Source organism: Cupriavidus sp. CP313 (genome assembly GCF_054072015.1).
Genome location: NZ_JBSVZB010000062.1, coordinates 1 through 23,321, shown reverse-complemented (window position 1 = coordinate 23,321; position 23,321 = coordinate 1). Strand labels below are relative to the sequence as shown.

Genomic DNA, 23,321 nt, shown 5'->3' with positions numbered 1-23,321 from the left:
TGAGGATCCTTCCGGCAACCGGTTGAACGGACACTTCGAGTCGCCCGGGACTGCGCCTGAGTCGGCAGCTGCCGACGTCTACATCCCTCTAGCGATTGACCGAGCGCTAGTGACGCATAAGCGGCGCCCTTAGATACTTACTTCGATCCGCGAGATCGAAGTTTTTGAGGGCTGGTCGCAAACCTCGGGAATTTTCATGGAGGCCGCCTTCTTGACGAAACGCCGCCGAATCCGGCGCGCTGCATTGTGGAAGGTGCAGGCCTTGCATAGGCACATGGAGAGGACGCGCCGCAGCCTGCCATGACGCTGTCTTGATCCTTCGATTAAGCCTCCTTTTCTAACCGGACCATCTAGCGCCTGCGGATATCCCGTCCGCAGGTGGCCGGGGATTCGCTTGCCGTGAATTCCTGCCTGTATCCATTTGCAACGGAAAACGTTCATGAACGATGCAACCATGCGCAACACGCACAAATCCGGACCGCTGACCCTACGCCGCGCCGCGCCCCCATTGCTCTCTCTGGCGTTGCTGCTGTCTGCCTGTAACGACCATGACAAGACCGCGAGCGCGGCGCCACCGGACGTCGACGTCGCACAGGTGCTGTTGAAGGAAGTGGTGCAGTGGGATGAGTTTAACGGCCGGGTCAGTGCCATCGAGTCGGCGGACATCAAGCCGCGCGTCACTGGCTATGTCGAGCGCATGGCGTTCAGGGAAGGCGGTCCGGTGCGCAAGGGCGACGTCCTGTTCGAACTGGACAAACGCCCGTTCAAGGCGGCACTTGAGGCGGCCACGGCGGAGCTGGAGCGCGCTCGCGCCACCGCACAGAAGGCCCAGCTGCAGGATCGCCGGGCGCAGTCCCTAATCGACGCGCGCGCCATGTCGGTCGAGGAGGGCGAGGCACGTCACGCCGCCCGCGTGCAGAGCGACGCCGACGTGCACGCGGCCGAAGCCGCGGTGTCCACCGCGCGGCTCAACCTGGAATATGCCTCGGTCCGCTCGCCGATCGACGGTCGTGCGAGCCGTGCGGCGCTCACGGTCGGCAACCTGGCGGTGGCCGATCAATCGGTGCTGACGTCCGTTGTCTCGCAGGATCCGATGTACATCTACTTCGATCCGGATGAACACAGCTACCTCCGTTATCAGGCCAGTCTGGCGAAGCATGGTGGCAAGGATGCCGGCGTGACGGCGCGTATCGCCCTCGCCAACGAGCAGGACTTTCCTCGTGAGGGAACCGTCGGCTTCATCGACAACCAGCTCGATCCGGCCACGGGTACGATTCGCGCCCGTGCGGTCGTGCGCAACGCCGATCAGGCGTTGACGCCGGGACTGTACGCGCGCGTCCGGTTCGCGCCCCATGGTGCTTCCACCGCGATATTGGTCGACGACCGCGCGGTCCTGACAGACCAGGACCGTAAGTATGTGTACGCACTAGATAACGGTGACAAGGCGGTCCGCAAGGACATCGTGGTGGGACGGCTCGTCGACGGGCGGCGGGTCGTCGAAGCCGGTTTGAAGCCGAGCGACAAGATCATCGTCTCCGGCTTGCAGCGTGTCTTCTTCTCCGGTGCGCCGGTCAAGCCCAAGGAGGTGCGCATGGCGCAGGCTGCTACCGCGCCGGCGGAGCCAGGCGCAACGCCCTTGACCAGGAACTGAAGACTGCTGAGCTATGGACTTCTCCAAATTCTTCATCGACCGCCCGATCTTTGCGATAGTGCTGTCGATTCTCATCTTCGCGGCGGGACTGATCGCGATACCCCTGCTTCCTTCAGGCGAGTATCCGGAAGTGGTGCCGCCCACCGTCATCGTGCAGGCCACCTTTCCCGGTGCGAACCCGAAGGAGATTGCCGAATCCGTGGCCACGCCACTGGAAGAAGCGATCAATGGCGTGGAAGGCATCATGTACATGAAGTCGGTGTCGGCCTCGAACGGCAACCTGCAGGTCGTGGTGACCTTCCTGCCGGGCATCGATCCGGACACGGCCGCCGTGCGCGTGCAGAACCGCGTCAGCCAGGCACTGAGCCGGCTGCCGGACCAGGTGCGGCAATTCGGCGTGACGACGCAGAAGCAGTCGCCGACGCCGCTGATGTACGTGTCCTTGTATTCGCCAGACAATCGTTACGATTCGCTCTACCTGCGTAATTACCTGGTGCTGCATGTCAAGGATGAGCTGTCGCGCATTCAGGGCATTGGCGACGTCGGCATCTTTGGTTCGGGTGACTACGCCATGCGCGTCTGGCTCGATCCCAACAAGCTGGCCACGCGCGGCCTGACCGCCAAGGATGCCATCGATGCCGTGCGCGGACAGAACGTGCAAGTCTCGGCGGGCCAGCTTGGTGCCGATCCGTCGCCGAAGTCGACCGAGTTCCTCGTCTCGATCAACGTGCAAGGCCGCCTGCGCACCGAGAGCGAGTTCGGCAACATCGTGATCAAGACGGGTGCGGATGGTCAGCTTGTTCACCTGTCCGATGTCGCTCGCATCGAGCTCGCCGCGGGCGACTACAGCATGCGCGTGCTGAACAACAACAAGAATGCGGCAACCGTCGGCATTTTTCTGTCACCCGGCTCCAATTCGCTGGGTGTGGCCACCGAGGTGTACAAGAAGTTCAACGAGCTTTCCAAACATTTTCCTGCTGGCATCACGTATCGCGCCGTCTGGGACCCGACGGTATTCGTGCGGGAATCGATCAAGGCGGTCCAACATACGCTGATTGAGGCAGTGGTGCTGGTCGTGCTCGTGGTGGTTCTGTTCCTGCAGAACTGGCGGGCTTCCATCATCCCCTTGCTGGCGGTGCCGGTGTCGGTGGTCGGGACGTTCGCCTTCCTCTATCTGTTTGGCTATTCTATCAACACGCTGACCTTGTTCGGCCTCGTGCTGGCGATCGGGATCGTCGTGGACGATGCGATCGTGGTGGTGGAGAACGTGGAACGCTATATCGCAGCGGGAATGAGTCCAGGGGCTGCGGCGCATCAGGCCATGCGGGAGGTGTCGGGGCCGATCGTCGCGATTGCGCTCGTGCTGTGCGCGGTGTTCGTGCCGATGTCGTTCCTGAACGGTGTGACTGGCCAGTTCTACAAGCAGTTCGCCGTGACAATCGCGATCTCGACAGTCATCTCCGCCGTCAACTCGCTGACGCTGTCGCCGGCACTCGCCGCCAAGCTGCTGCGCGGGCATGGGGCGCCGAAGGATGCGCTGGCGCGCTTCATCGAGCGCACGTGTGGCTGGATCTTCCGTCCGTTTAACCGCTTCTTCCATCGCAGTTCCGACAGCTACAAGCGTGGCGTCGGCCGCATGCTGGGCCGGCGCGGTGCGGTGTTCCTGACATACGGCGCATTGCTGTGCGCGACCACCGTGCTCTTCCAGATAGTGCCAGGCGGCTTTATTCCGAACCAGGACAAGCTCTACCTGTTTGGCGGGGCGAAGCTGCCGGAAGGGTCCTCGCTGTCGCGCACGGACGCCGTCACGCGTCGCATGGGCGAGATTGCCGAGAGCGTCGAGGGTGTGGATCTGGTACCGGCCTATGTTGGGTTCAATGCACTGCAGCAGACCAACACGCCGAACGTCTCAGCGTCGTACATCATTCTTAAGCCGTTCAATGAACGTACGCGCTCCGCAAAGGAGATCGTCGCGGAACTGAGTGCGAAGTTCTCGACGATCAAGGAAGGCTTTGCCTATGCGTTGATGCCGCCGGCGATTCAGGGCCTGGGCAACGGTTCCGGCTACTCGCTGTACCTCAAGGATCGTGGCGGGCTGGGCTACGGCGCATTGCAGGAGGCACTGAACAAGTTCCAGGCGGCTGTCGCCCAGACGCCCGGCATGACGTATCCCGTCAGCGCGTATCAGGCCAACATTCCGCAATTCGAGGTCAAGGTGGACCGTGACAAGGCGCGCGCGCAAGGGGTGGCGCTGCCCGATTTGTTCGACACGCTGCAGGCCTATCTCGGTTCCGTCTACATCAACGACTTCAACCTGTTCGGGCGCGTCTATCGCGTCCTGCTGCAGGCGGATGCCAGCTTCCGGCAGAAGGCGGAGGACATCGGTAACCTGCGCGTGCGGAATGCAAGCGGGCAGATGGTCCCCGTCAGTGCCATGACCACTATCCGCCAGACCTATGGTCCGGACCCAGTTGTTCGATACAACGGCTACCCCGCTGCGGATCTCATCGGCGATGCCGATCCGCGGGTGCTTTCGTCGGCGCAGGCGATCGAAAAGCTGCAGGAGATCGCCGCGCGCGTACTGCCGCCGGGAATCGAACTCGAGTGGACCGACCTGAGCTACCAGCAGGTGACGCAGGGCCATGCCGCATTGGTCGTCTTCCCGCTTGCCGTGGTGCTGGTGTTCTTGGTCCTGGCTGCGCTCTACGAGAGCTGGACCTTGCCGCTGGCCGTGATTCTGATCGTGCCGGTATGTATCTGCGCGGCATTGCTGGGCGTCTGGATGACGGGAGGTGACAACAACATCTTCGTGCAGATTGGTCTGGTGGTGCTGATGGGGCTTGCCTGCAAGAACGCCATCCTGATCGTTGAATTTGCCCGCGAACTGGAAATGCAGGGCAAGGGCATCGTCGAAGCCGCGCTGGAGGCATGCGGCCTGCGTTTGCGGCCCATTGTGATGACCTCGGTGGCGTTCATTGCCGGGTCCGTGCCGCTTCTCGTAAGCACCGGGGCCGGCAGCGAAGTCCGGCAGGCCACGGGTGTCACCGTGTTCGCGGGCATGTTGGGTGTGACGATCTTTGGGCTGTTCCTGACGCCGGTGTTTTATGTCGTATTGCGCCGGCTGGCTACACGTCGTCAGCGCAAGGAATTGGCGGCGCCACACCCGAGTCATGAGACGGCTTCGGCGGAATGATGCAGGTTGATATGCCTTTTTCCCTCTCCCGAACTTCACTCCGTGCGCGGGAGAGGGGACTTGCCAAAAGCGTTTGACAGCGCCTCGCTGTTTGCTCCCTGCTCCCGCCAGGCGGGAGAAGGGCCGCGGGAGAGGGAAGAGAGCCCAAACGAGAAAACGATCATGATTGCCCAATTGACCCAATTGACCAACCCGTTGTCCCGCGTGGCCACCCTGGCCACCGCACTGATACTGGCGGGCTGCTCGCTGGCACCTACCTACAAGGTGCCGGAGACCGCCACCACGGCAGGCTTCAAGGAAGCCGAGGCCGCGCAGACCGAAGGTGTGCTCTGGAAGACCGCGACGCCGGCCGACGGCCAGGCGCGCGGCGAATGGTGGAAGGTGTTCGGCGACGAGGCGCTCAACAAGCTGATCGACGCCGCCAACGCCAACAACCAGGACCTCGCAGCCGCCGCGGCGCGCGTAGAACAGGCGCGCGCCTTCACCGGCGCCACCGAGGCGGACCTGTATCCGCATCTGAGCCTGGGCGTGGACCCGACGCGTACGCAGTATTCGAACGCGTCGGTTGGCTACCTCGGCGGCAGCACGCCGCCGGTGCAGACGCTGATTCGTGCGCGTGGCATCGCCAGCTACGAGCTCGACCTGTTCGGACGCGTGGCCAGCAGCGTGAACGCAGCGCGTGCCGACGACGAAGCCGCGCGGAAGATGTTCCGTTCGGTGCAGCTCGCGTTGCAGGCGGACGTGGCGCAGGCGTACTTCCAGCTGCGCACGCTCGACAGCGACCGCGACATCCTCAATGCCACAATCAAGCTCCGCGAGGAGGCGCTGACCCTGATGCGCAAGCGCTTCGAGTCCGGCCAAACCACCGATTTCGACCCGGCCCGTGCCGAAGCCGAGTTCGGTACCGCGCGTTCCGAACTGGCCGCGACCGAGCGTCACCGTGCCAATCAGGAGCATGCGCTGGCCGTGCTGACGGGGCTGCCGCCGGCGGCGTTCACGCTGTCTGCGAAGGCGCTGAAGCCGACGCCGCTGTCGATTCCGGCGGGCATGCCGTCCGAACTGCTCGAGCGTCGTCCCGATATCGCGCAGGCCGAACGGCGGATGGCCGCCGCCAATGCGCGGATCGGCGTGGCCCGTGCCGCGTTTTTCCCGCGCATTTCGTTGTCGGCGTTCTTAGGCTTCGAGTCGTCGAACTTCGCGGACCTGTTCAAATACTCGTCGCGTGCATGGGCTGTCGGTCCGCTGGTCGGCTCGACCATCGCGCAGACCGTGTTCGATGGCGGCCGTAACAGCGCGAACCTGACCGGCGCACGTGCGGCGCATGAGGAATCCGTGGCCGCGTATCGGCAGACCGTGCTGACCGCGTTCCGTGAAGTCGAGGACAGCCTGGCGGATGTGCGCTGGCTGAGCCAGCAGAGCACGGCGCTGGATAGTGCGATCGCCGGCACCAAGCGCGCGCAGCGCATCTCGCGCAGCCTTTATGACGCCGGTGCCGCCGATTACCTGACCGTAATCGATGCCGACCGCACGGTGCTGCAATCGCAGCGCGATGCCAATACGGTGGCGGGCCTGCGTGCTTCTGCGACCGTGTCGCTCGTACGCAGCCTCGGCGGAGGCTGGGGGCCGCTGCCGGAGACTAGTGCCGACAATGGCGTGAGCAGGGCCGTCACTTTGGTCGGCACCGATTGACTGCCGGCTGCCGGTCCCTTCCACACCGCTCGATCATTCCGCTTAGTGCGCGCATTGCCGTTGGCGATGTAGGCTCTCGCCTGAAGACACGCCTGAAGCGGCAGCGTTGCCTTCAAGCGTGTCCGCGAAAGAGCGCACACGTTTTGAAGGCATCCTCCGAAAGCGGGATCTGTTTCGCGCGATGGGAAGTTGGCAGTCTCGCTGAACGGATACCGGCACCGCCTGCGCCTGCGCTCAGGATTGCGCTGATGTGTCCTCATCGGGATCGGCGAAATCGCGGTACACGCTGGCCGTCTTTGGCAACCTTGAGGATCCTTCCGGCAACCGGTTGAACGGACACGTCGAGTCGCCGGGACTGCCCCTCAGCCGGCGGGCTGTCGACGTCTATATCCCTCTAACGATTGACCGAGCGCAGGGGACGCGTAAGCGGCGCCCTTAGAGGCGATGGTCCAACTGCGCCGCACCTGAGCCTCAGGGGCAAGTCCGGGGCTGGATGGACGGTCATCGGCACCAGCTCCCTTTGCCCGCTTTGGCGCGTTCTCCATCAATGCTATAAAGATACATTTATCCATTGTAAATATTTTTACAGAAACTATAATTGACACACTTCACTGAACAGGTAGGGAGGCCGGCATGGCTGCAATGGCACAGCTGCTCGAACATGTGCTCGATACCCGTTATGAAGACCTCCACCCATGCGACATTGCTGCCGCAAAGGTCTTCATTCTCGATAGCATCGCGGTGGGGATTTCGGGTGCTCGCCACCCCTGCACAGGCATGGTCAAGCAGGTGGCGCTGGCCTGGGGTGGAACGCCCGAGGCGCGCGTGCTGGCAACCGGCGAACGCTTGCCGCCACCCTCGGCGGTGATGGTGAATGCCTACCAGATCCACAACCAGGAGTTCGACTGCGTCCATGACCGCGCGGTGGTGCACACCCTGGCCTCGATCATGCCGGCCCTGCTTGCGCTGGCCGAGCGCCAGGGTGGAGCGAGCGGCAAAGACCTGATCCTGGCGCTGGCGCTCGGTGTTGATTTCGCTGCCTATGTGGGCATGGCCCAAGGTGCGCCCATGCGCTTCTTCCGGCCGGCGATGTGTGGCGCGCTCGGCGCGACAGCCGCATTGTGCAAGTTGGCAAAGCTGGACCGGGATACGCTGCAGAACGCGATGGGGATCATGTACAGCCATCTGTCGGGGACGATGCAGGCGCACATCGAGGGCACACCGACCGTGGCGCTGCAGGTCGGTCTCAACGCGCGCGCCGCGATGACCGCGTTCGACCTGGCGTGCGCGGGCTTTGTCGGGCCCAAGGACATCCTGGAGGGCCCGTACGGCTATTTCGCCCTGTTCGATGGCCAGCCCGACTGGCCGGGCGCGAGTGCGGACCTGGGCAAGACGTTCCAAATCTCCCGCATGAGCCACAAGCCGTTCCCGACTGGCAGGGCCTGCCACGGCGGTATCGACGGGGTGCTCACGCTGCAGGCGCGGCATGGTTTTGCGGCGTCCGACGTCGAGCGGGTGCGTGTATTTGCGCCGCCGCTGGTGGGGCGGTTGGTAGGCCGGCCGGCGGTTCCCGGCATGGATGCCGCCTACGCGAAGCTCTGCCTGGCTTATACCGTCGCGACCGCTTTGCTGACGACGGATGTGCGCATCGAGGACTTCGACCCGGAAAAGCTCGCGGATCCCCTGCGGCTGGCAACGGCGCAACGTGTCGAGGTGTTTGCCAATGACGTCGCGGACGTTAATGCGTTGGGGCCTCAGCGTGTCGAAGTTGTGCTCCGCGGCGGGCAGACCTGCGCGCTGGATCTGCCGGCTGTGCTCGGGCATCCCGAACGCCCCTTCGGGCGGGATCGCCAGGTGCGCAAATTCGAGGCATGCCTGGCATCCTCGCCGGTGGCATTTACGGCAGCCCAGGCCGGCGCGTTGCTCGACGTGCTCGATGCGCTGGAGGTGGTGCCGGATATCCGCCGCATCGTGGACCTGGCCACCGTCGCGGCGCCCGCCTGAGCCGCCTGTGTGGACATACGGCACACTGGCAGGCTACGGATGCGCTCGTCTGATATATTTATACGCTCCGGCATCATCATACCGAACCCAATCCTCCTCAGGAAAGGCACCCACGTGAAGGCGGCTGAACGAATACGGCTTACGATTGAAAATGGCATCCGCACGGGTACGTTATTGCCCGGCACGCCGATCAACGAAGCCGAGTTGATGCGGCGTTACGCGGTCTCGCGTACACCGCTGAGAGAGGCCATGCTGCAACTGCAAGCGCAGGAACTGCTCACCAGTCATCCACGCGGTGGCATGTCGGTGACCAAGATTAGCCTGAAGCAGCTTCTTGCCCTATGGGAATTGCTTGCAGAACTGGAAGGGTTGTGCGCGCGCCTCGCATGCGAGCGCATGACAGACAAGGAGCGAGAGGAACTGCTGCAGGTGCAGGCCAGTGCCGAACCGATCGTCGAGGCCAACGATCTAGAATCCTGGCGGGACGCCAATCTTGCCTTCCACGAAGTGTTGTACACGGGTTGCCGCAATCCCTTCCTGCGCGAGGAAATCCAACGCGTTCGTTCCCGCACTGGCGCTTACCGGCAGCATGCTTTCGCCGCCATCGGCAAACTGCGCAAGTCCTGGGAGCAGCACGCCGAGATTGCCGACGCCGTTGCTAAACGGGATTCCGCCGCGGCCTACGACGCCATGGTGCGCCATCTGAGTCCCGGGCTCGGCATGCAGGGCTTCGCCTCTTTCGTGGCCACGCTGCCGCACGATCTGCTCGCCTGAACGGGCGCCCCGGCGCGGCGGCATGCGCCGCGCCTCTCTTTCTCCCTCTTTCCTCCCAGACTTTACGTCCCCGCAGGGCGCGCACGACACGGCTGTGCTGAGCACGGCTTCCACGTCCTCTCTTCTCACGTCGCACGCGTAGTCCCTGCGCGGCCCTTGGCTGCATTCCGCATTGTGCAATTGGACGATACGCAGCCGCCTAGATGTAAACCCTTCATTGAAAAGTACTTTTTTGACGTGTATAAATATATTTATACGAAACAGAGCATCCTGTGGAGCTGTGGTTTTCGTCATCCCATGCGCCCTGGGCAGGGCTCGTTACACAGAGCAACATAGAACAAATTTGGAGGGGATCATGACTTCAACTTCTTTGACGCGTCCGGGCCTGCGCGCGGACGCCACCGGCCAGGAGGTTTTTCTGGAAGCCACCTACCGCAAGATCGCGTTCCGGCTCGTGCCATTCCTGGCGCTGCTATTCCTTCTGGCCTGGATCGACCGGGTCAATGTCGGATTCGCCAAACTGCAGATGCTGGGCGACCTGAACTTCAGCGAAGCCGTCTATGGGCTGGGCGCGGGTGTCTTTTTCATCGGCTACTTCGTGTTCGAGGTCCCCAGCAATCTGCTGCTGGAACGCATCGGCGCGCGGCGCACGCTGGCTCGTATCACGATCCTGTGGGGTTTGGCCTCGATGGCGATGATCTACGTGAAGACGCCGACGCAGTTCTATGTGCTGCGCTTCCTGCTCGGCGCCTTTGAGGCCGGCTTCTTCCCCGGCGTCATCCTGTACCTCACCTATTGGTTCCCGGCCGAGCGCCGCGCATCCATCAACGGCCTGTTCCTGACCTCGTTCGGCATCGCCGGCGTCATCGGCGGTCCGTTGGCGGGCCTCATCATGAGTTCCATGGAAGGCGTGGGCATGTATTCGAGCTGGCAATGGCTCTTCCTGATCGAAGGCGTGCCTTCGGTGCTGGCCGGTATCGCCACGCTGTTCTACCTGCCGGAAAAGCCGCAGAACGCGCGCTGGCTGACAGCCGCGGAGCAGCACGCCATCATCGCGGCGCTGGAGGCGGAAAACAGCCAGGGGAAAAAGCATTCCTCGCTGAAGGCGGCCTTCACCAATGCGCGTGTCTGGCTCTGCGCGGCCATCTATTTTTGCATCGTGAGCGGGAATGCAACGATCGCCTTCTGGGCGCCCTCGGTCATCAAGGATCTCGGTGTCGATGACAGGCTGCATATCGGCTTGTTGTCGTCGATCCCGTTTGTTGTTGGAACGTGCGCAATGGTCTGGAGTGGCTTGCATTCGGACAAGACAGGTGAGCGCCGGCTGCACTGCGCGTTTGCCACGCTGATTGCCGCGACGGGCCTTGCGCTGACCGGAATGACGCTGGGAAACGCGGTGGCGGCGCTGTGCGCGCTGTCGCTGGCAGCGGTGGGCATCCTCGCCGCGTTTCCGGTTTTCTGGTCTCTGCCCACGGCCTTCCTGACCGGAACCGCCGCCGCCGGCGGGATCGCGCTGGTCAATTCGATCGGCAACCTGGCAGGCTTCGCGGCCCCGTACCTCATCGGCTCCCTGAAAACGTCAACTGGCAAGCTGTCCTCTGGCCTGTACTTCGTCGCGGCGCTCGAGTTAATGGCGACGGTGCTGATCCTCGCCTTCGTCCGGAAGGCCAAGTGAGCCAGGCCACCAACGCGCCTGGCATGGGCGCCCCGGTAAAGCCGGCGCTGGCTCACGCACTGACACTCGCATGCCTCGGGGTGCAGGCATCCGCGGCGGAACTGGAGATGATCGAGAAGGCCATGCGGCGGCTGGCGCCCGAGCCTTGCGCGTCGTTCGCGATCCCTCTGGACAGCCTGGCATGCCGCAATGACGTGCCTGCCTGCGTGACGGAGATCAGGGAGATGAGGGAGATGAGGGAGATGAGGCAATGAGCGCGCAGTGCCTGCCGGCAACGATCTGTGGCCTGCGCGATGCCATCGCGTCGGGCCAGTTCGACGCCGACGAGGCCGCGCACGCGCAGCTTGACTGGTTGCGCAGCCGGGCCGCCGCCCTGCGCTGCGTGGTCGAGATGTGCGAGCCGCAGCGGTCCGGCGTGCGCCAGGGCCGCGCCACTGGCCAAGGGCGAGCGCAACCAATCCTTGCGGGCGTCGGCCTGGCGCACAAGGACATCTTCGCCCGCGCTGGCTCGCAGCCGCGTTGCGGGCGCACCATCCCCCCGGCGCAGGCGCATGACTTGCCGCCTGCCACGGCATTGCTGCGCCTGGACGCTGCCGGTGCGCTGGACCTGGCCACGCTGCAGATGGCCGAGTTCGCCTGCGGCGCTACCGGGGAGAATGCGCAGACCGGTGAACCGGTGAACCCACTGGACGCCGCAGCAGCGGTGGGCGGCTCGTCCAGCGGCTCGGCGGTGGCTGTGGCGGGGGGGCTGTGCTATGCCTCGCTCGGTACCGATACGGCCGGCTCCGTGCGCATCCCGGCGGCCACCTGCGGGGTGCTGGGGCTCAAGCCCACGCGCGGCATGATTCCCACCCGCGGGGTGTTTCCGCTGGCGCCCAGCCTCGATTCGGTGGGCATCATCGCCCGCTCCGCGGCCGACGCGGCCTGCCTGCTGGCCGTGACGGCCTTGCACCGCAAGACCTTGCCGCTGCGCCTGGCGAGCCAGGCCGCCGGCACTATGCAGGCCAGCCTGCTCGCCACCCCCGAAATCCGGCTGCGTCATTGTTTCGACGCCGTTGAGGTACGTGGCGACGTGCTGGGTGTGCTGAACGGCTTTGTAGCCGGCATGCCGTCCGGCCTGCGCTCCACGTCCACCGGCCTTGGTCAGATCGACACGCTGAACCGCGCCGCGCAGACGCTGCTGCATACCGAAGCCGCCCAGGTCCATTGGGCGCGCCTGCGCGACCCCGACAGCGGCCTGGGGCGTCTTGTGCGCGCTGTGACGCTGCCTGGACTGGCCATACCAGCGGTGTGGTATCTCGAAGCGCTGGCAAAGCGCGAGAGCGCCGCGCAGCAAATGCTGGACACCGTGTTCGACGGCGCCGACATCGTGTTGACGCCCGCGCTGCCGCTGGGCGTCCCGGACTGGGCCGAAGTCGATACCCGCTCTGCCGGTTTCAACGGCAAGGCGTTGGCCGCCATGTACCGGCTGATGTCCTTTGTCAATTACCTCGGTTTTCCAGCGGTGGTGTTCCCGGTGGGCCACGATGCGCGCGGCCGTCCGGTGTCGGTGCAAGCGATCGGCCGCCCCCATGCCGAGGGGACGCTCCTGTCTTTCGCCTATCGCGTCGAGCGGGATCTGTTCGGCACGAATGGTTTTACGCTCACGCAAGCTGCGTGCGCGCCCTCTTTCGATGATTTCAATAACGGAGGCTACGATGCCAACGATCCACGCGTCCAAGGCGCTTAGCCGATTTCGCGTCCTCGATCTGTCCCGGGTACGTGCCGGCCCCACTTGCGTACGGATGCTTGCCGACTTCGGCGCGGACGTCATTCGGGTGGAACCGCCTCAGGGCGTGGACCCGAACGAAGCGATGTTCGCCGCCGATCGCCTGGGAGGCGACTTTCAGAACCTGAACCGCAACAAGCGCTCGCTCACGCTCAATCTCAAGAAGCCGGAGGGCCTGGCGGTGTTCCAGCGGCTGGTCAGGGACGCGGACGTGGTGGTCGAGAACTGGCGGCCCGATGTCAAGGCGCGCCTCGGCGTCGATTACGAGTCATTGCGCGCAATCAATCCCCGCATCATCCTGGCGAGCATTTCCGGCTTCGGCCAACAGGGGCCCTACGCCTGGCGGCCTGGCTTCGACCAGATCGTACAGGGCATGGGCGGGCTGATGTCGGTGACGGGGCTGCCCGGCCAGGGGCCGGTGCGTGCCGGGCTCGCGGTCGCCGACTCCAGCGCCGGCCTGTACGCCGCGCTGGGTATTTTCATCGCTTTGCTCGAGCGGGAGACCTCGGGCGAAGGCCAGTGGGTCCATACTTCCTTGCTTCATACCATGATTGCGATGATGGACTTCCAGGCTGCGCGCTACCTCAACGAGGGCGATGTGCCCACACAGGCAGGTAATGATCACCCGACCAGCGCGCCCATGGGCCTTTTCTCGGCGTCCGACGGGCTCTTCAACCTCGGTGCATCGGGCGAGGGAAACTGGCAGCGCTTGTGCAAGCTGCTGGAGCGGCCAGACTGGCTGCAAGACCCGGACTTCTCCGACGAGAAGCTGCGCGTGAAACACCGAGAAAGGCTTAACGAGCAAATCCAGCGCGTCTTCTCCTCGCGCACTGTCGCGCACTGGGTGGATACGTTGAACGGGGCCGGCGTGCCCGCCGGTCCAGTGTATTCGGTTCCTGAGATGTTCGAGGACGCGCAGGTCCGCCATCTCGGCGTGGTCAAAACGGTCGAGGCGTCTACCGGCGCCACGCGCCGTGTCGTGACCCAGCCGGTCCGGCTTGAGCGTACGGCAGCCGATGTCTTGCGCGGCGCGCCGGGGTGGGGTGAGCATACCGCGGAGATCCTGGGCGAAATCGGTTATTCCAGCGATGACATCCGCATGCTGCGCGCGATGGAGGTGGTGTGATGGCCGCGGGAACGATCCGGCTCGCGTTGCGCACGGGCGTGGCGCACCTCACCATCGCAAACGTCGAGCGCCTTAACGCCATGTCGCTGGGCATGTGGCGCGCCCTGGCCGACCAGGTGGCCGAGCTCGATGCGCGCGACGATGTCCGCGCGCTGGTGCTGCGTGGCGAAGCCAGCCGCGCCTTTGTGTCCGGTGCCGATATCTCAGAGTTCAATGCGTTGCGTGCCGACGCGGCGGCGATACACGCGTACGACGAAGCGGTCGACCGAGCGCAGTCCGCGTTGCAAGCCTGCCGCCACCCGGTGATCGCGGCGATCCAGGGCTATTGCTTCGGTGGCGGGATCGGCCTGGCGTTGTCCTGTGACCTGCGCTTTGCTGCCGCTTCGGCGGTGTTTCGCATGCCCGCCGCGCGGTTGGGCCTGGGTTATGCGTTCGACGGCATGCAGCGTGCGGTGGCCATCCTCGGGCCCGCCAATGCGACGGAATTGTTCTTTACCGCGCGCACCTATACCGCTGAAGAGGCGGCGCGCGTCGGCCTCGTGCATGCGGTGTTCGACGAGGAAACGTTCGCTGAATCGGTGGAGGCGGCTGTCGACGCCGTCGCCGCCAACGCGCCCCTGACTTTGCGTGCGGCCAAGATGGCGATCCGAGAGTCAATGCGTATCGATCCGGGGGCAGCGGTCCGCGCTCGGCTGGCGCACGATGTTGCGGTTTGCTTTGCCAGTGCAGACTATGCCGAGGGCCGCAATGCGTTCGCCCAGCGGCGGCCCCCCGTGTTCCAGGGACGATAAGTCGTAACCAGCCCGCCGCGCCCGTCCGATCCACCCCTTCAATCAGAATGGCAACTCAGCAGAGCATGGCAAATCCAAGAATTCCTTACCTGATGTCCAGCGAGCGGCCACGCCTGGCGGCGCCGGCACAGGGCGGCATCATTGTGCATGTCGTCGTCAATGTCGAGCACTGGCCCTTTGACCGTCCAATGCCAAGGACGATCATCACGCCGCCGCACGGCAAGGCCTCATTGCCGGACGTGCCCAACTTCAGCTGGGTCGACTATGGCATGCGCTGTGGCCTGCCGCGCATGATCGAGGCGCTGCGCAGCCGGGGCGTCGCCGCATCGACCAGTATTAACGCCAGTGTGATCGACGCCTATCCGGGCGCCGCGGCGGCGATGCACGAAGCTGGCTGGGAGTTTATCGGTCACGGCGTGCACCAGAAAAGTATCCAGGACAGCCAGGACGAAGCGGCCACGATCCGCGAAGCCCTGGACCGGATCGAGGCCTTCACCGGCAGCCGTCCGCGTGGTTGGCTCAGCCCCGGGCTGCGCGAAAGCGACGATACGCCCGAGCTGCTCAGGCAGGCAGGCGTGGACCACGTGTTCGACTGGGTGGTGGACGACCTGCCAGCGTGGCTGACAACGCGGCAAGGCCCGCTGCTGTCGGTGCCTTACAACCTGGAACTGAACGACTCGATCATCTATGCCATCGAGAAGCACGCCAGCGGCGAGTTCCTGCGCCGGCTGGAGCGCACGCTCGAGATCTTCGCACGCGAAAGCTTGACAGAGCCTCGGGTGCTGGCGCTGGGTCTGCATCCGCACCTGATGGGCGTGCCGCACCGTTTCGGCGACTTCGAGCGGATGCTGGACACGCTGCTTCGCACGCCCGGAGTGTGCTTCATGACCGGATCGCAGATTGCCGACTGGTACACCGCTCAGGTGCCTCCGCCGGCGTAAGGTTCTCCGTGCCTGCGCTCGCACGACGCACAGCCTGCAATGGGAGACAAACATTTCATGCATACCCTTGACCACGCTGAAGAACAATTCGCGGAGATGCGGCTCGTCGGTGCGATGCACTACGCTCCTGCCGCACCCCGCCATGAAGGAGACGTATCGTGAGCCAGCATCATCCCGGTGCCGAGCTGTGCGCCTTTGTCGCCGCGCTGCGCTATGAGCATCTACCGCACGCCGTGGTGGCGAGGACCGAAGATCTCTTTCTCGACTGGCTGGGCTGTTCGCTCGCCGGACGGGGCAATCGGGCGGTGGGCATCATAGAGTCCTACGCGCGGCGGATGGGACCGGCCGTGGGACCCAGCGAGGTGCTGATCTCGCGGCAACGCACCTCGCCATACTTCGCGGCACTCGTCAACGCCGCCTCGTCCAACGTGGTGGAGCAGACCGACGTGCACAACGGGGCGGTGCTGCATGCCGGGGCGGTGGTGTTTCCTGCGGTGCTGGCGGCGGCGCAAGAACTGGGCAGCAGCGGCCGCGAAATGATCACCGCGGCCGTGGCCGGGTACGAGGCCGGCATTCGGGTCGGCGAGTATCTCGGCCGCGCGCACTACAGGATCTTCCATACTACCGCGACCGTGGGCACCATCGCGGCGGCGCTGGCGGTAGGCCGCCTGCTGCAGCTCGACGCCACACGCATGCTCGACGCGTTGGGCTCGGCCGGCACGCAAGCGGCCGGGCTGTGGGAGTTCCTGCGGGACGGGGCAGACTCACGCCAGCTGCACGTGGCCAAGGCCTCGGCCGACGGGCTGCTCTCGGCCTATCTCGCCCGCGACGGCTTCACCGGCGCGCGCCGCGTGCTTGACGGCCCCCAAGGGCTGGGACAGGCGATGTCGGGCGAGGCGGACGCGAGCCGCCTGACCGACCGGCTCGGCACGCGTTGGGCGCTCGCGGAAACGTCGTTCAAATGGCACGCATGCTGCCGGCATGCGCATCCCGCCGCGGACGCGCTGCTGGCGTTGATGCGCGACGAAGGCGTGGCGGCCGGGCAAATCCAGACGGTCACGGCCTTGGTGCACGACGCCGCGCTAGGCGTGCTGCACTGCACGCGCGAGCCGCAAAGCGTGGATCAAGCGCTGTTCTCAATGAGCACGGTCCTGTCGCTTATCGCCATATTCGGGCGAGCGGGTGTGGACGAACTCTATGGCCCGCAGCGTACCGATGCGCGCGTGGAAGCGTTCCGGGCTCGGGTCAGCATGGTTCCGGATGCAGAGATAGACGCGGCGTACCCGTCGCGCTGGATTGGCCGCGTGCGGTTGCTGACCATGGACGGGCGGCGACTGGAACGCACAGTCTTCCACCCGAAGGGCGATCCGGAAAATACGCTGAGCCGCGCCGAGATCGCACAGAAGGTGCAGCGCCTGGCAGCGCTATCGGGCGCCGCCAGCGAGGTAGAGACGCGCAGGCTGGTTTCTATCGCGCTGGACATGCGCGCGTGGTGCGTGCCACCGGCACTGCTCGCGCCGCCCGCTTGAGGTTTCCCTTGTTGGCTCGATTGGGGAGCTTTCCATCCGACGGCCCTTCGTAGGTATGACGCAGTCCTTCTAGGAAGGCCCCTGGGAGACCTATCGTCCCTTGACAATCCGAGCGCTATCGACGAGATAGGGCAGCTCGCCAATACTTAATCGACGCCAGACGACTGGCAGGAAGATCGAAAAATGGACCTGAACCTTAAAGGCAAGACCGTATTGATTACCGGCGCCTCTCAAGGGATCGGCGCTGGCCTTGCGTGGGCTTTCGCTAGAGAAGGCTGCAATCTACGCTTGGTCGCCCGCTCAGCCGACAAGCTTCTCGGACTCTCGCTCCAAGTAGAGGACAAGCATGGCGTGCAAGCGGATGTACTGGCGGTCGATATCACTCGGCCCGGCGCCGTGGGGGAAATCGCTGCCTTCGGAGCATCTACCGACATTCTCGTCAACAACGCTGGTGCAATCCCCGGCGGCAACTTGTGGGATGTCGACGAGGAGCGCTGGCGTGCGGGCTGGGAGCTGAAGGTATTTGGTTACATCAACTTAACCCGGGCCATCTATCCGCTCATGAAGGCTCGCGGCGGTGGCGTAATTCTCAACAATATCGGCAATGGTGGGGAAAACTTCGATTTCAACTATATTGCCGGCACAACGGGTAACGCAGCCTTGATGGCATTCACTCGTGGCCTGGGTGGGCGGAGTCTCTCGGATGACAATATTCGGGTAGTTGGTGTCAACCCTGGTCCGGTTGAAACCGACCGCATCGAACGGGTTCTGAAGAGCCATGCCCAGCGAATGTTCGGCGATGCAAACCGCTACACCGAGCTTCTCGCCAACTATCCGCTTGGACGCGCAGCAACCGTCGATGAGATCGCCGACTTGTTTGTTTATCTCGCTTCCGACAAGTCCGGCTATACCTCTGGCACCATCTTTACCGTCGATGGCGGGATTACCTCGCGCCGATCCATTGGCTGAAGCCTCCATTCCGGCTCACCCGTACAGAGCGTTGCTCCGACCCTGCGCGACCTGCACCCGGGACTCTCCGGTGCCTACATCCGTATGCGATAGCGGCGTCACGGCCCGGCATTGCCGACACAACCGTGCCTGGTTCGGCGATTTTTTTCTTTCCGGATCAAATACTTAAGCCCCCTTTGGCGAAATTTGCGAATTCCGGCCGACCCTCAAGTAATGGGCAATCCGCAAACACTCGCATTTCGTCGAATCCGCGCTGAACGAGCGGCCGACATCCACTCACCCAAAGGAGAACAGATGAGATCATCCGACACCCCATCGATTCCAGAAGCGCGACGACTCACCCGTCGCAATTTCCTCGCCGTTTCGGCCGCAGCGGCGGGCTATGGCGTGGGGCTGATGACACTCTCCGGGGAAGCCACTGCTGCACTGGCTGCCGCCGGCGATTACGCAGCCGTGCCCTCTAATGCAATCCGCCCGTTCCGCGTCTCGTTCCCACAGGAGGCGCTTGTCGACTTGCGTCAACGGATTGCCGCGACGCGCTGGCCCACACGCGAAACTGTCACGGACGCATCGCAGGGAGTGCGTCTGGTCACCATGTAGCCGCTTGCCAAGTACTGGGCGACCCAGCATGACTGGCGCAAGATCGAGGCCAGGCTCAACGCCTTGCCGCAGTTCAAGACGACCATCGATGGCGTTGACATCCACTTCATTCATGTCCCTTCGAAACACGCCAATGAGCTACCGGTGATCGTCACGCACGGGTGGCCTGGCTCGGTGATCGAGCAACTGAAAATCATCGGTCCGCTCACGGACCCGACGGCCCACGGCGGCCAGGCGTCCGATGCGTTCAACGTTGTGATTCCGTCTATCCCTGGCCATGGGTTTTCCGAAAAGCCGACGTCAACGGGCTGGGATCCGGTGCGCATTGCGCGTGCCTGGCTCGTGTTGATGAGCCGCCTCGGCTATAAACAATACGTGGCACAGGGTGGAGACTGGGGCGATGCCATCACCGAGCAGATGGTGCTGATCGCGCCCCCCGAACTGGTTGGCATTCACGTCAACATGCCCGCCACCCTGCCGGCCAACATATCGAAGGCGCTCAAGTACAACGAACCGGCACCTGCAGGGCTCTCGGCTGACGAACGGCACGCGTACGAGCAGCTCGACACCATCTACAAGCACGGGCTCGGCTACGCGATCGAGATGGCGAACCGTCCGCAGACGCTCTACGATATCGAGGATTCTCCCATCGGGCTGGCTGCCTGGATGCTCGATCACGATGGATGCCGCGAGTCAATCGATGATCGCCCGCGTGTTCGATGGCCAGCGCGAATGTCTGACGCGTAACGACGTCCTCGACAACATTACGCTGTATTGGCTGACAAGGACCGCCATCTCCTCCGCGCGTCTGTATTGGGAGAATAAGCTAGCGTTCTTCGATGTCAAAAACCTCAAGATTCCGGTGGCCGTGAGCGTCTTCCCCGACGAAATCTATGCAGCACCGCAAAGCTGGACGGAGCGAGCCTATCCAAAGCTGATCCACTACAACCGGCTCGCCAAGGGCGGCCATTTCGCGGCATGGGAGCAGCCCAAGGTCTTTGCCGAAGAGCTTCGCGTCGGCTTCAGGTCCTTGCGTGCAGCAGCATTGTCTTGATGCATGCAACAGGCACGGACGCATGGAAGCCTACGTGGCGTTCTTGTTTGCCGGCAAGCACAGAGCTTCCTCATGCTGACCACGAAACCGATCGCATCATCCGCTTGAAAATGGACTCCAGCGACTGTCAGGACAAGCCCGTTCGCCGCCCGCGAACTACTGGCGCGCATCAAGGCCGTACTACGGCGCACGCGTATGCTAATCGAACGCTCGGTTGACCTGCACGTCAGCCGACCTCGCCAACGCCTGAATGACGATGCGCGCGAGCTGGCCTATACCAGGACCGCGCGCAGCGAGGCCGATATGCTCCCGATGCCCGTGGAGATCAAGGAGGTCCGTCAGTGAATCTACGCATCTGGCACTGGCCGCGCTCGCTGGGGTTGCGATTGCTCTTGATCCTGCTGGCGGGCACGCTCGTCGCCCACCTGATCTCGTTCGCAGTGCTGTTCTCGGACTCCCACATGTCGGCACGGCAGGTGGTGCTGGCTACGCTGGAAACGGACGTAGCCACATCGGTGGCGATCCCGGTCCGGGCTGTCCACGGCGGAACGCACGCAATGGCTGCCGCGCGTGATTCGCGGCAATTACCAGTACATGCTGCGGCCGAGTTTTCCAGGCGTGCCCGAAATGCCCCAACGCGGCAGGTACATCACGCAGCGAATCGACGGCATTCCGCTGACAATGGACGTGCATCCGCGCACGACGCGGCTCGCTCAATGGCTGCCCTACGTGCTGGTGTTTCAGTTGCTTCTGCTGATCTCGTCGCTTCCGCTGATCGCGTGCTGCTGGTTCGCCGTGCGGCTGGCCATACGCCTGCTGAAGACACTGGCCGATGCGGCCGACGCACTGACTCCGAACGCCGAAATCGCCACAAATCGATGAGAGCGGCCCGACTGAAGCGGCGCGCGCGGCGCGGGCTTTCAATGCGATGAGCGAGCGTATCGCACATTCTGTCGCGGAACGCTTGCAGATCCTTGCGGCTATGTCCCACGACTTGCAGACGCCGATCACGCGGATGAAGCTGCGCGCCGAGATGGCCGAGGATTCCGAGGAGAAGCGAAAAATGGTAAGCGACCTGTCCGAGATTCAGATGCTGCTGCAGCAAGGGCTGGCCTACGTGCTCCAGGTGTCGTCGGATGTGCGTGCACCACTGTCGACCTTGCCAAAGTGTCAAGGTCAAGCGGGCTGCGTCGATTCCACACCCAGCGTGAACGGTGAAGTTCCACGGCGCCTCTCGATCGGCAGCAACCCGGCGCCTAGACTGAGCCTGACATCGACAAGGAGGCTTCACCCCATGAACCTGTCCCGACTCTGGCCGCTGCTGCTGGGTACCGGCATCACCCTCGGCCTCGGCGCACCGATCGCCAAGGCAGCGGCGCACCACGGCGTGGGCGCACTCGCCTTCGCGCTATGGCCCACGCTGGCAGCCGGTCTGCTGCTCGGTGCGATCGGGCTGCTTCGGCAAGGACGTCCTGCCGACCTGCCGCGCCTGGTGCGCTTCGGCAGCGTCGCTGGCCTGTTCGGCCACGCGCTGCCGATGACCGCAGTGTTCTGGCTGTCCTCGCAGGCGGGCGCCGGCTTCGCATCCTTGTCGCTGACGCTGCCGCCAGTGTTCACGCTGCTGGTCACGGTGCTGCTCGGTCTCGAACGGCTTGCGCTACGCCGCGCGGTCGCAGTCGGGCTCGGCCTGTCCGGGGCGCTGCTGATGCTCGCCGGCCGCGGCGGTTCGTTCGAGGCCACGCCGCCGCTGCTGGCCATGGCGCTGGCCATTCCGGCCTCGATCGGCGCGGCCAACGTCTACCGCTCACGCCGCATGCCGCCCGGCGCAAGCGGCGAGTGGATGTCGTCGAGCACGCTGCTGGCCTCGTCGTCGATGCTCGCGCTCGCCGGCCTCGCCCTGGACAACATCGCGCCGCCGCTGACGGCCCCGGCCCTCGCCTGGCTGGCGCTGCAGGCCGGTGTGCTCACCATCGGCTACCTCTTCTACTTCGCGCTGCAGCGGCGGGCCGAACCGGTGACCTTCAGCTTCATCGGCTACGTGATGATGCTCCCCGGGGTAACGATCGGGACCTTCGCCTTCGGCGAGCGACTGCCTTGGACGGTGTGGCCCGCGGCCGCGCTGGTGTTCGCGGCGCTGCTTCTGCTGCAGTGGCCAGCGCGGGCCCCCATGCCCGTTGCGGTTCGCCGCGACCAGGGGACGCCGGTATGAGCCCATTCGAGATCCGCCGCGGCGCGGAGCGCGGCACGATGCGTACCGCCTGGCTCGACGCGAGCTTCAGCTTCAGCTTCGCCGACCACCTTGATCCGCATCGCCCGCGCTTCGGCCCGCTGCTGGCGCTCAACGAGGACCGCGTGCAGCCGGGCACCGGCTTCCCGATGCACCCGCACCGCGACCTCGAGATCGTCATGCTGCCGCGCAGCGGCGCCGTCGAGCATCGCGACAGCCAGGGCCGCGAGATGCTGGTACGGCCCGGCGAACTGCAGTGGATGCGCGCCGGACGCGGCATCCGCCATCGGCAGTGGAACGTTTCGTCGCACGAGGTCGACCACCATTTCCAGCTCTGGTTTGCGCCGTCCACCACTGGTCTCGAACCGGCTGTCGAACGGCTCCCGTACCAGGCGCCCACGCCCGGCGCCTGGCGCACACTGGTGTCGCCGCAGCCGCAGGACGGTGCGCTGGACATTGGCGTCGACGTGATGCTCGCCCTCGGCAGCGCCGCACCGGGCCAGGCGCTCGAGATACCTGCACGCGTCACGGGCGGCCTCTACCTGCACTTGATGCAGGGGTGCATCGAAGTGCACGGCGCCGGCCTCGGCCGCGTCGTCCTCCAGGACGGTGACGCAATCGTGTTCTTCGACGGCGCGCCTCAGCTGCAGCTGCAGGCGGCGTCGTCGGCCGAGCTCCTGCGCTTCGACACCGCCGCGGTCGACCCGCGAACCGGCCTGACCGCGTCCCCAACCCTTCACACGAACCCTTGAAGGAGTCCCTGTCAAGCCCCGCATCGTCGTCCTCTACTGCTCCAGCTGGTGAAGATGGACGAGATCACCGGCTGCACGCCCACGGCGCCACGGCGCTCGCCGGCGGCGAAGGGGCGTGTTCAGTGTCGAGCAACGTGCTCGCCGGCGCGCAATTCCAGGGCCGCCAAGTCGTGCTCCAGTCGCGTTTGCGTTTGCCTTCGGCTACGTTTTCACCATCGTGCCGACGCGCCGGCAAGGCATGGCGTGGCGTCAGGCGGCGCGGCTGGCGCTGGCCGCCGACACTGCCTCGTGGCCATGTTGCCCTATCGTTGACAGCCCGCCCCGCCTCGGCGGCGAAGCGTCGGCGTGGGACTGGCTCCCCGCGTGATGATGCGGACCGAAATCGCCGAGGGTCGGCTGGAGACCGCGCTGGACGATTGGCGTGCCGAGCCGCGCAAGATGTTCGCCATTTACCCCAGCCGCGAGCACCTGCCGGAGCGGGTGCGTACATCGTCGTGCGCCGGGCGCTGGAGAAGGATGCCCTGCAGTTGGTGTCGTTCGACAAGGCCATGTTGTTCCGGCTGACCGATTATGTCTCC

The 23,321-nt window shown here is 64.5% G+C and carries 18 protein-coding genes and 2 pseudogenes; all 20 read left to right on the top strand.

Translation table 11 applies throughout. From position 1 onward, the window contains the following. Positions 1-439 precede the first annotated feature (439 nt). The 20 genes and pseudogenes from ACW4E8_RS40090 to ACW4E8_RS39995 all read left to right on the top strand — a co-directional run bounded on the left by ACW4E8_RS40090 (position 440) and on the right by ACW4E8_RS39995 (position 23,307). Positions 440-1,651 carry an efflux RND transporter periplasmic adaptor subunit gene (locus ACW4E8_RS40090; protein ID WP_456809535.1) on the top strand — a complete coding sequence of 404 codons (1,212 nt, stop codon included), beginning with the start codon at positions 440-442 and terminating at the stop codon, positions 1,649-1,651. Positions 1,652-1,664: 13 nt separating this feature from the next. After that, positions 1,665-4,844: an efflux RND transporter permease subunit gene (locus ACW4E8_RS40085; protein WP_456809534.1), complete on the top strand. Its 3,180-nt coding sequence runs from the start codon at positions 1,665-1,667 to the stop codon at positions 4,842-4,844. Between the two features lie 162 nt (positions 4,845-5,006). Beyond that, a complete protein-coding gene (locus ACW4E8_RS40080; protein WP_456809533.1) occupies positions 5,007-6,533 on the top strand; it encodes an efflux transporter outer membrane subunit in 1,527 nt (508 codons plus the stop codon). 633 nt (positions 6,534-7,166) lie between these two features. Next, positions 7,167-8,537: an MmgE/PrpD family protein gene (locus ACW4E8_RS40075; protein WP_455281222.1), complete on the top strand. Its 1,371-nt coding sequence runs from the start codon at positions 7,167-7,169 to the stop codon at positions 8,535-8,537. A 114-nt stretch (positions 8,538-8,651) separates the two neighbouring features. Continuing rightward, positions 8,652-9,311, top strand: coding sequence for a GntR family transcriptional regulator (locus ACW4E8_RS40070; RefSeq protein ID WP_456809532.1), 660 nt, complete (start codon positions 8,652-8,654; stop codon positions 9,309-9,311). 355 nt (positions 9,312-9,666) lie between these two features. Continuing rightward, positions 9,667-10,986, top strand: a complete 1,320-nt coding sequence (locus ACW4E8_RS40065; protein ID WP_456809531.1) for an MFS transporter — start codon at positions 9,667-9,669, stop codon at positions 10,984-10,986. Beyond that, a complete protein-coding gene (locus tag ACW4E8_RS40060; protein ID WP_456809530.1) occupies positions 10,983-11,240 on the top strand; it encodes a hypothetical protein in 258 nt (85 codons plus the stop codon). Before ACW4E8_RS40065 ends, ACW4E8_RS40060 begins: the two co-directional genes overlap by 4 nt. Then, positions 11,237-12,715, top strand: coding sequence for an amidase (locus tag ACW4E8_RS40055; protein WP_456809529.1), 1,479 nt, complete (start codon positions 11,237-11,239; stop codon positions 12,713-12,715). Before ACW4E8_RS40060 ends, ACW4E8_RS40055 begins: the two co-directional genes overlap by 4 nt. Beyond that, entirely contained in the window at positions 12,684-13,880 is a 1,197-nt protein-coding gene (locus ACW4E8_RS40050; protein ID WP_456809528.1) for a CaiB/BaiF CoA transferase family protein, read from the top strand. The genes ACW4E8_RS40055 and ACW4E8_RS40050 overlap by 32 nt, the downstream gene beginning before the upstream one ends. After that, positions 13,880-14,671 carry an enoyl-CoA hydratase gene (locus ACW4E8_RS40045; RefSeq protein WP_456809527.1) on the top strand — a complete coding sequence of 264 codons (792 nt, stop codon included), beginning with the start codon at positions 13,880-13,882 and terminating at the stop codon, positions 14,669-14,671. The genes ACW4E8_RS40050 and ACW4E8_RS40045 overlap by 1 nt, the downstream gene beginning before the upstream one ends. A 65-nt stretch (positions 14,672-14,736) precedes the next feature. Beyond that, positions 14,737-15,612, top strand: a complete 876-nt coding sequence (locus ACW4E8_RS40040) for a polysaccharide deacetylase family protein (RefSeq protein ID WP_456809526.1) — start codon at positions 14,737-14,739, stop codon at positions 15,610-15,612. Between the two features lie 155 nt (positions 15,613-15,767). Beyond that, on the top strand, positions 15,768-17,141 hold the full coding sequence (locus ACW4E8_RS40035) for an MmgE/PrpD family protein (RefSeq protein WP_456809536.1): 1,374 nt from the start codon (positions 15,768-15,770) through the stop codon (positions 17,139-17,141). A gap of 183 nt (positions 17,142-17,324) precedes the next feature. Further along, positions 17,325-18,110 carry an SDR family oxidoreductase gene (locus ACW4E8_RS40030; RefSeq protein WP_455281238.1) on the top strand — a complete coding sequence of 262 codons (786 nt, stop codon included), beginning with the start codon at positions 17,325-17,327 and terminating at the stop codon, positions 18,108-18,110. 294 nt (positions 18,111-18,404) lie between these two features. Next, positions 18,405-19,764, top strand: a pseudogene (locus ACW4E8_RS40025) (epoxide hydrolase family protein). 77 nt (positions 19,765-19,841) lie between these two features. Further along, positions 19,842-20,109, top strand: a pseudogene (locus tag ACW4E8_RS40020) (DNA-binding response regulator); the annotation flags it as partial. A gap of 225 nt (positions 20,110-20,334) precedes the next feature. Then, a complete protein-coding gene (locus ACW4E8_RS40015; protein ID WP_456809525.1) occupies positions 20,335-20,646 on the top strand; it encodes a hypothetical protein in 312 nt (103 codons plus the stop codon). 100 nt (positions 20,647-20,746) lie between these two features. Next, positions 20,747-21,973 carry an EamA family transporter gene (locus tag ACW4E8_RS40010; protein WP_456809524.1) on the top strand — a complete coding sequence of 409 codons (1,227 nt, stop codon included), beginning with the start codon at positions 20,747-20,749 and terminating at the stop codon, positions 21,971-21,973. Continuing rightward, entirely contained in the window at positions 21,970-22,743 is a 774-nt protein-coding gene (locus ACW4E8_RS40005) for a pirin family protein (RefSeq protein WP_456809523.1), read from the top strand. Before ACW4E8_RS40010 ends, ACW4E8_RS40005 begins: the two co-directional genes overlap by 4 nt. 115 nt (positions 22,744-22,858) lie before the next feature. After that, positions 22,859-23,110 (top strand): DUF4396 domain-containing protein, encoded by a 252-nt coding sequence (locus ACW4E8_RS40000; RefSeq protein ID WP_456809522.1) that lies wholly within the window; start codon positions 22,859-22,861, stop codon positions 23,108-23,110. Further along, positions 23,110-23,307 carry a hypothetical protein gene (locus ACW4E8_RS39995; protein ID WP_456809521.1) on the top strand — a complete coding sequence of 66 codons (198 nt, stop codon included), beginning with the start codon at positions 23,110-23,112 and terminating at the stop codon, positions 23,305-23,307. The genes ACW4E8_RS40000 and ACW4E8_RS39995 overlap by 1 nt, the downstream gene beginning before the upstream one ends. Positions 23,308-23,321 lie beyond the last annotated feature (14 nt).

What these genes read in the sequence shown, in the direction of transcription:
- ACW4E8_RS40090 (WP_456809535.1), top strand. Translation starts at nt 440, where the DNA reads ATGAACGATGCAACCATGCGCAACACGCACAAATCCGGACCGCTGACC.
- ACW4E8_RS40085 (WP_456809534.1), top strand. Translation starts at nt 1,665, where the DNA reads ATGGACTTCTCCAAATTCTTCATCGACCGCCCGATCTTTGCGATAGTG.
- ACW4E8_RS40080 (WP_456809533.1), top strand. Translation starts at nt 5,007, where the DNA reads ATGATTGCCCAATTGACCCAATTGACCAACCCGTTGTCCCGCGTGGCC.
- ACW4E8_RS40075 (WP_455281222.1), top strand. Translation starts at nt 7,167, where the DNA reads ATGGCTGCAATGGCACAGCTGCTCGAACATGTGCTCGATACCCGTTAT.
- ACW4E8_RS40065 (WP_456809531.1), top strand. Translation starts at nt 9,667, where the DNA reads ATGACTTCAACTTCTTTGACGCGTCCGGGCCTGCGCGCGGACGCCACC.
- ACW4E8_RS40055 (WP_456809529.1), top strand. Translation starts at nt 11,237, where the DNA reads ATGAGCGCGCAGTGCCTGCCGGCAACGATCTGTGGCCTGCGCGATGCC.
- ACW4E8_RS40050 (WP_456809528.1), top strand. Translation starts at nt 12,684, where the DNA reads ATGCCAACGATCCACGCGTCCAAGGCGCTTAGCCGATTTCGCGTCCTC.
- ACW4E8_RS40045 (WP_456809527.1), top strand. Translation starts at nt 13,880, where the DNA reads ATGGCCGCGGGAACGATCCGGCTCGCGTTGCGCACGGGCGTGGCGCAC.
- ACW4E8_RS40040 (WP_456809526.1), top strand. Translation starts at nt 14,737, where the DNA reads ATGGCAAATCCAAGAATTCCTTACCTGATGTCCAGCGAGCGGCCACGC.
- ACW4E8_RS40030 (WP_455281238.1), top strand. Translation starts at nt 17,325, where the DNA reads ATGGACCTGAACCTTAAAGGCAAGACCGTATTGATTACCGGCGCCTCT.
- ACW4E8_RS40010 (WP_456809524.1), top strand. Translation starts at nt 20,747, where the DNA reads ATGTCCCACGACTTGCAGACGCCGATCACGCGGATGAAGCTGCGCGCC.
- ACW4E8_RS40005 (WP_456809523.1), top strand. Translation starts at nt 21,970, where the DNA reads ATGAGCCCATTCGAGATCCGCCGCGGCGCGGAGCGCGGCACGATGCGT.
- ACW4E8_RS39995 (WP_456809521.1), top strand. Translation starts at nt 23,110, where the DNA reads ATGATGCGGACCGAAATCGCCGAGGGTCGGCTGGAGACCGCGCTGGAC.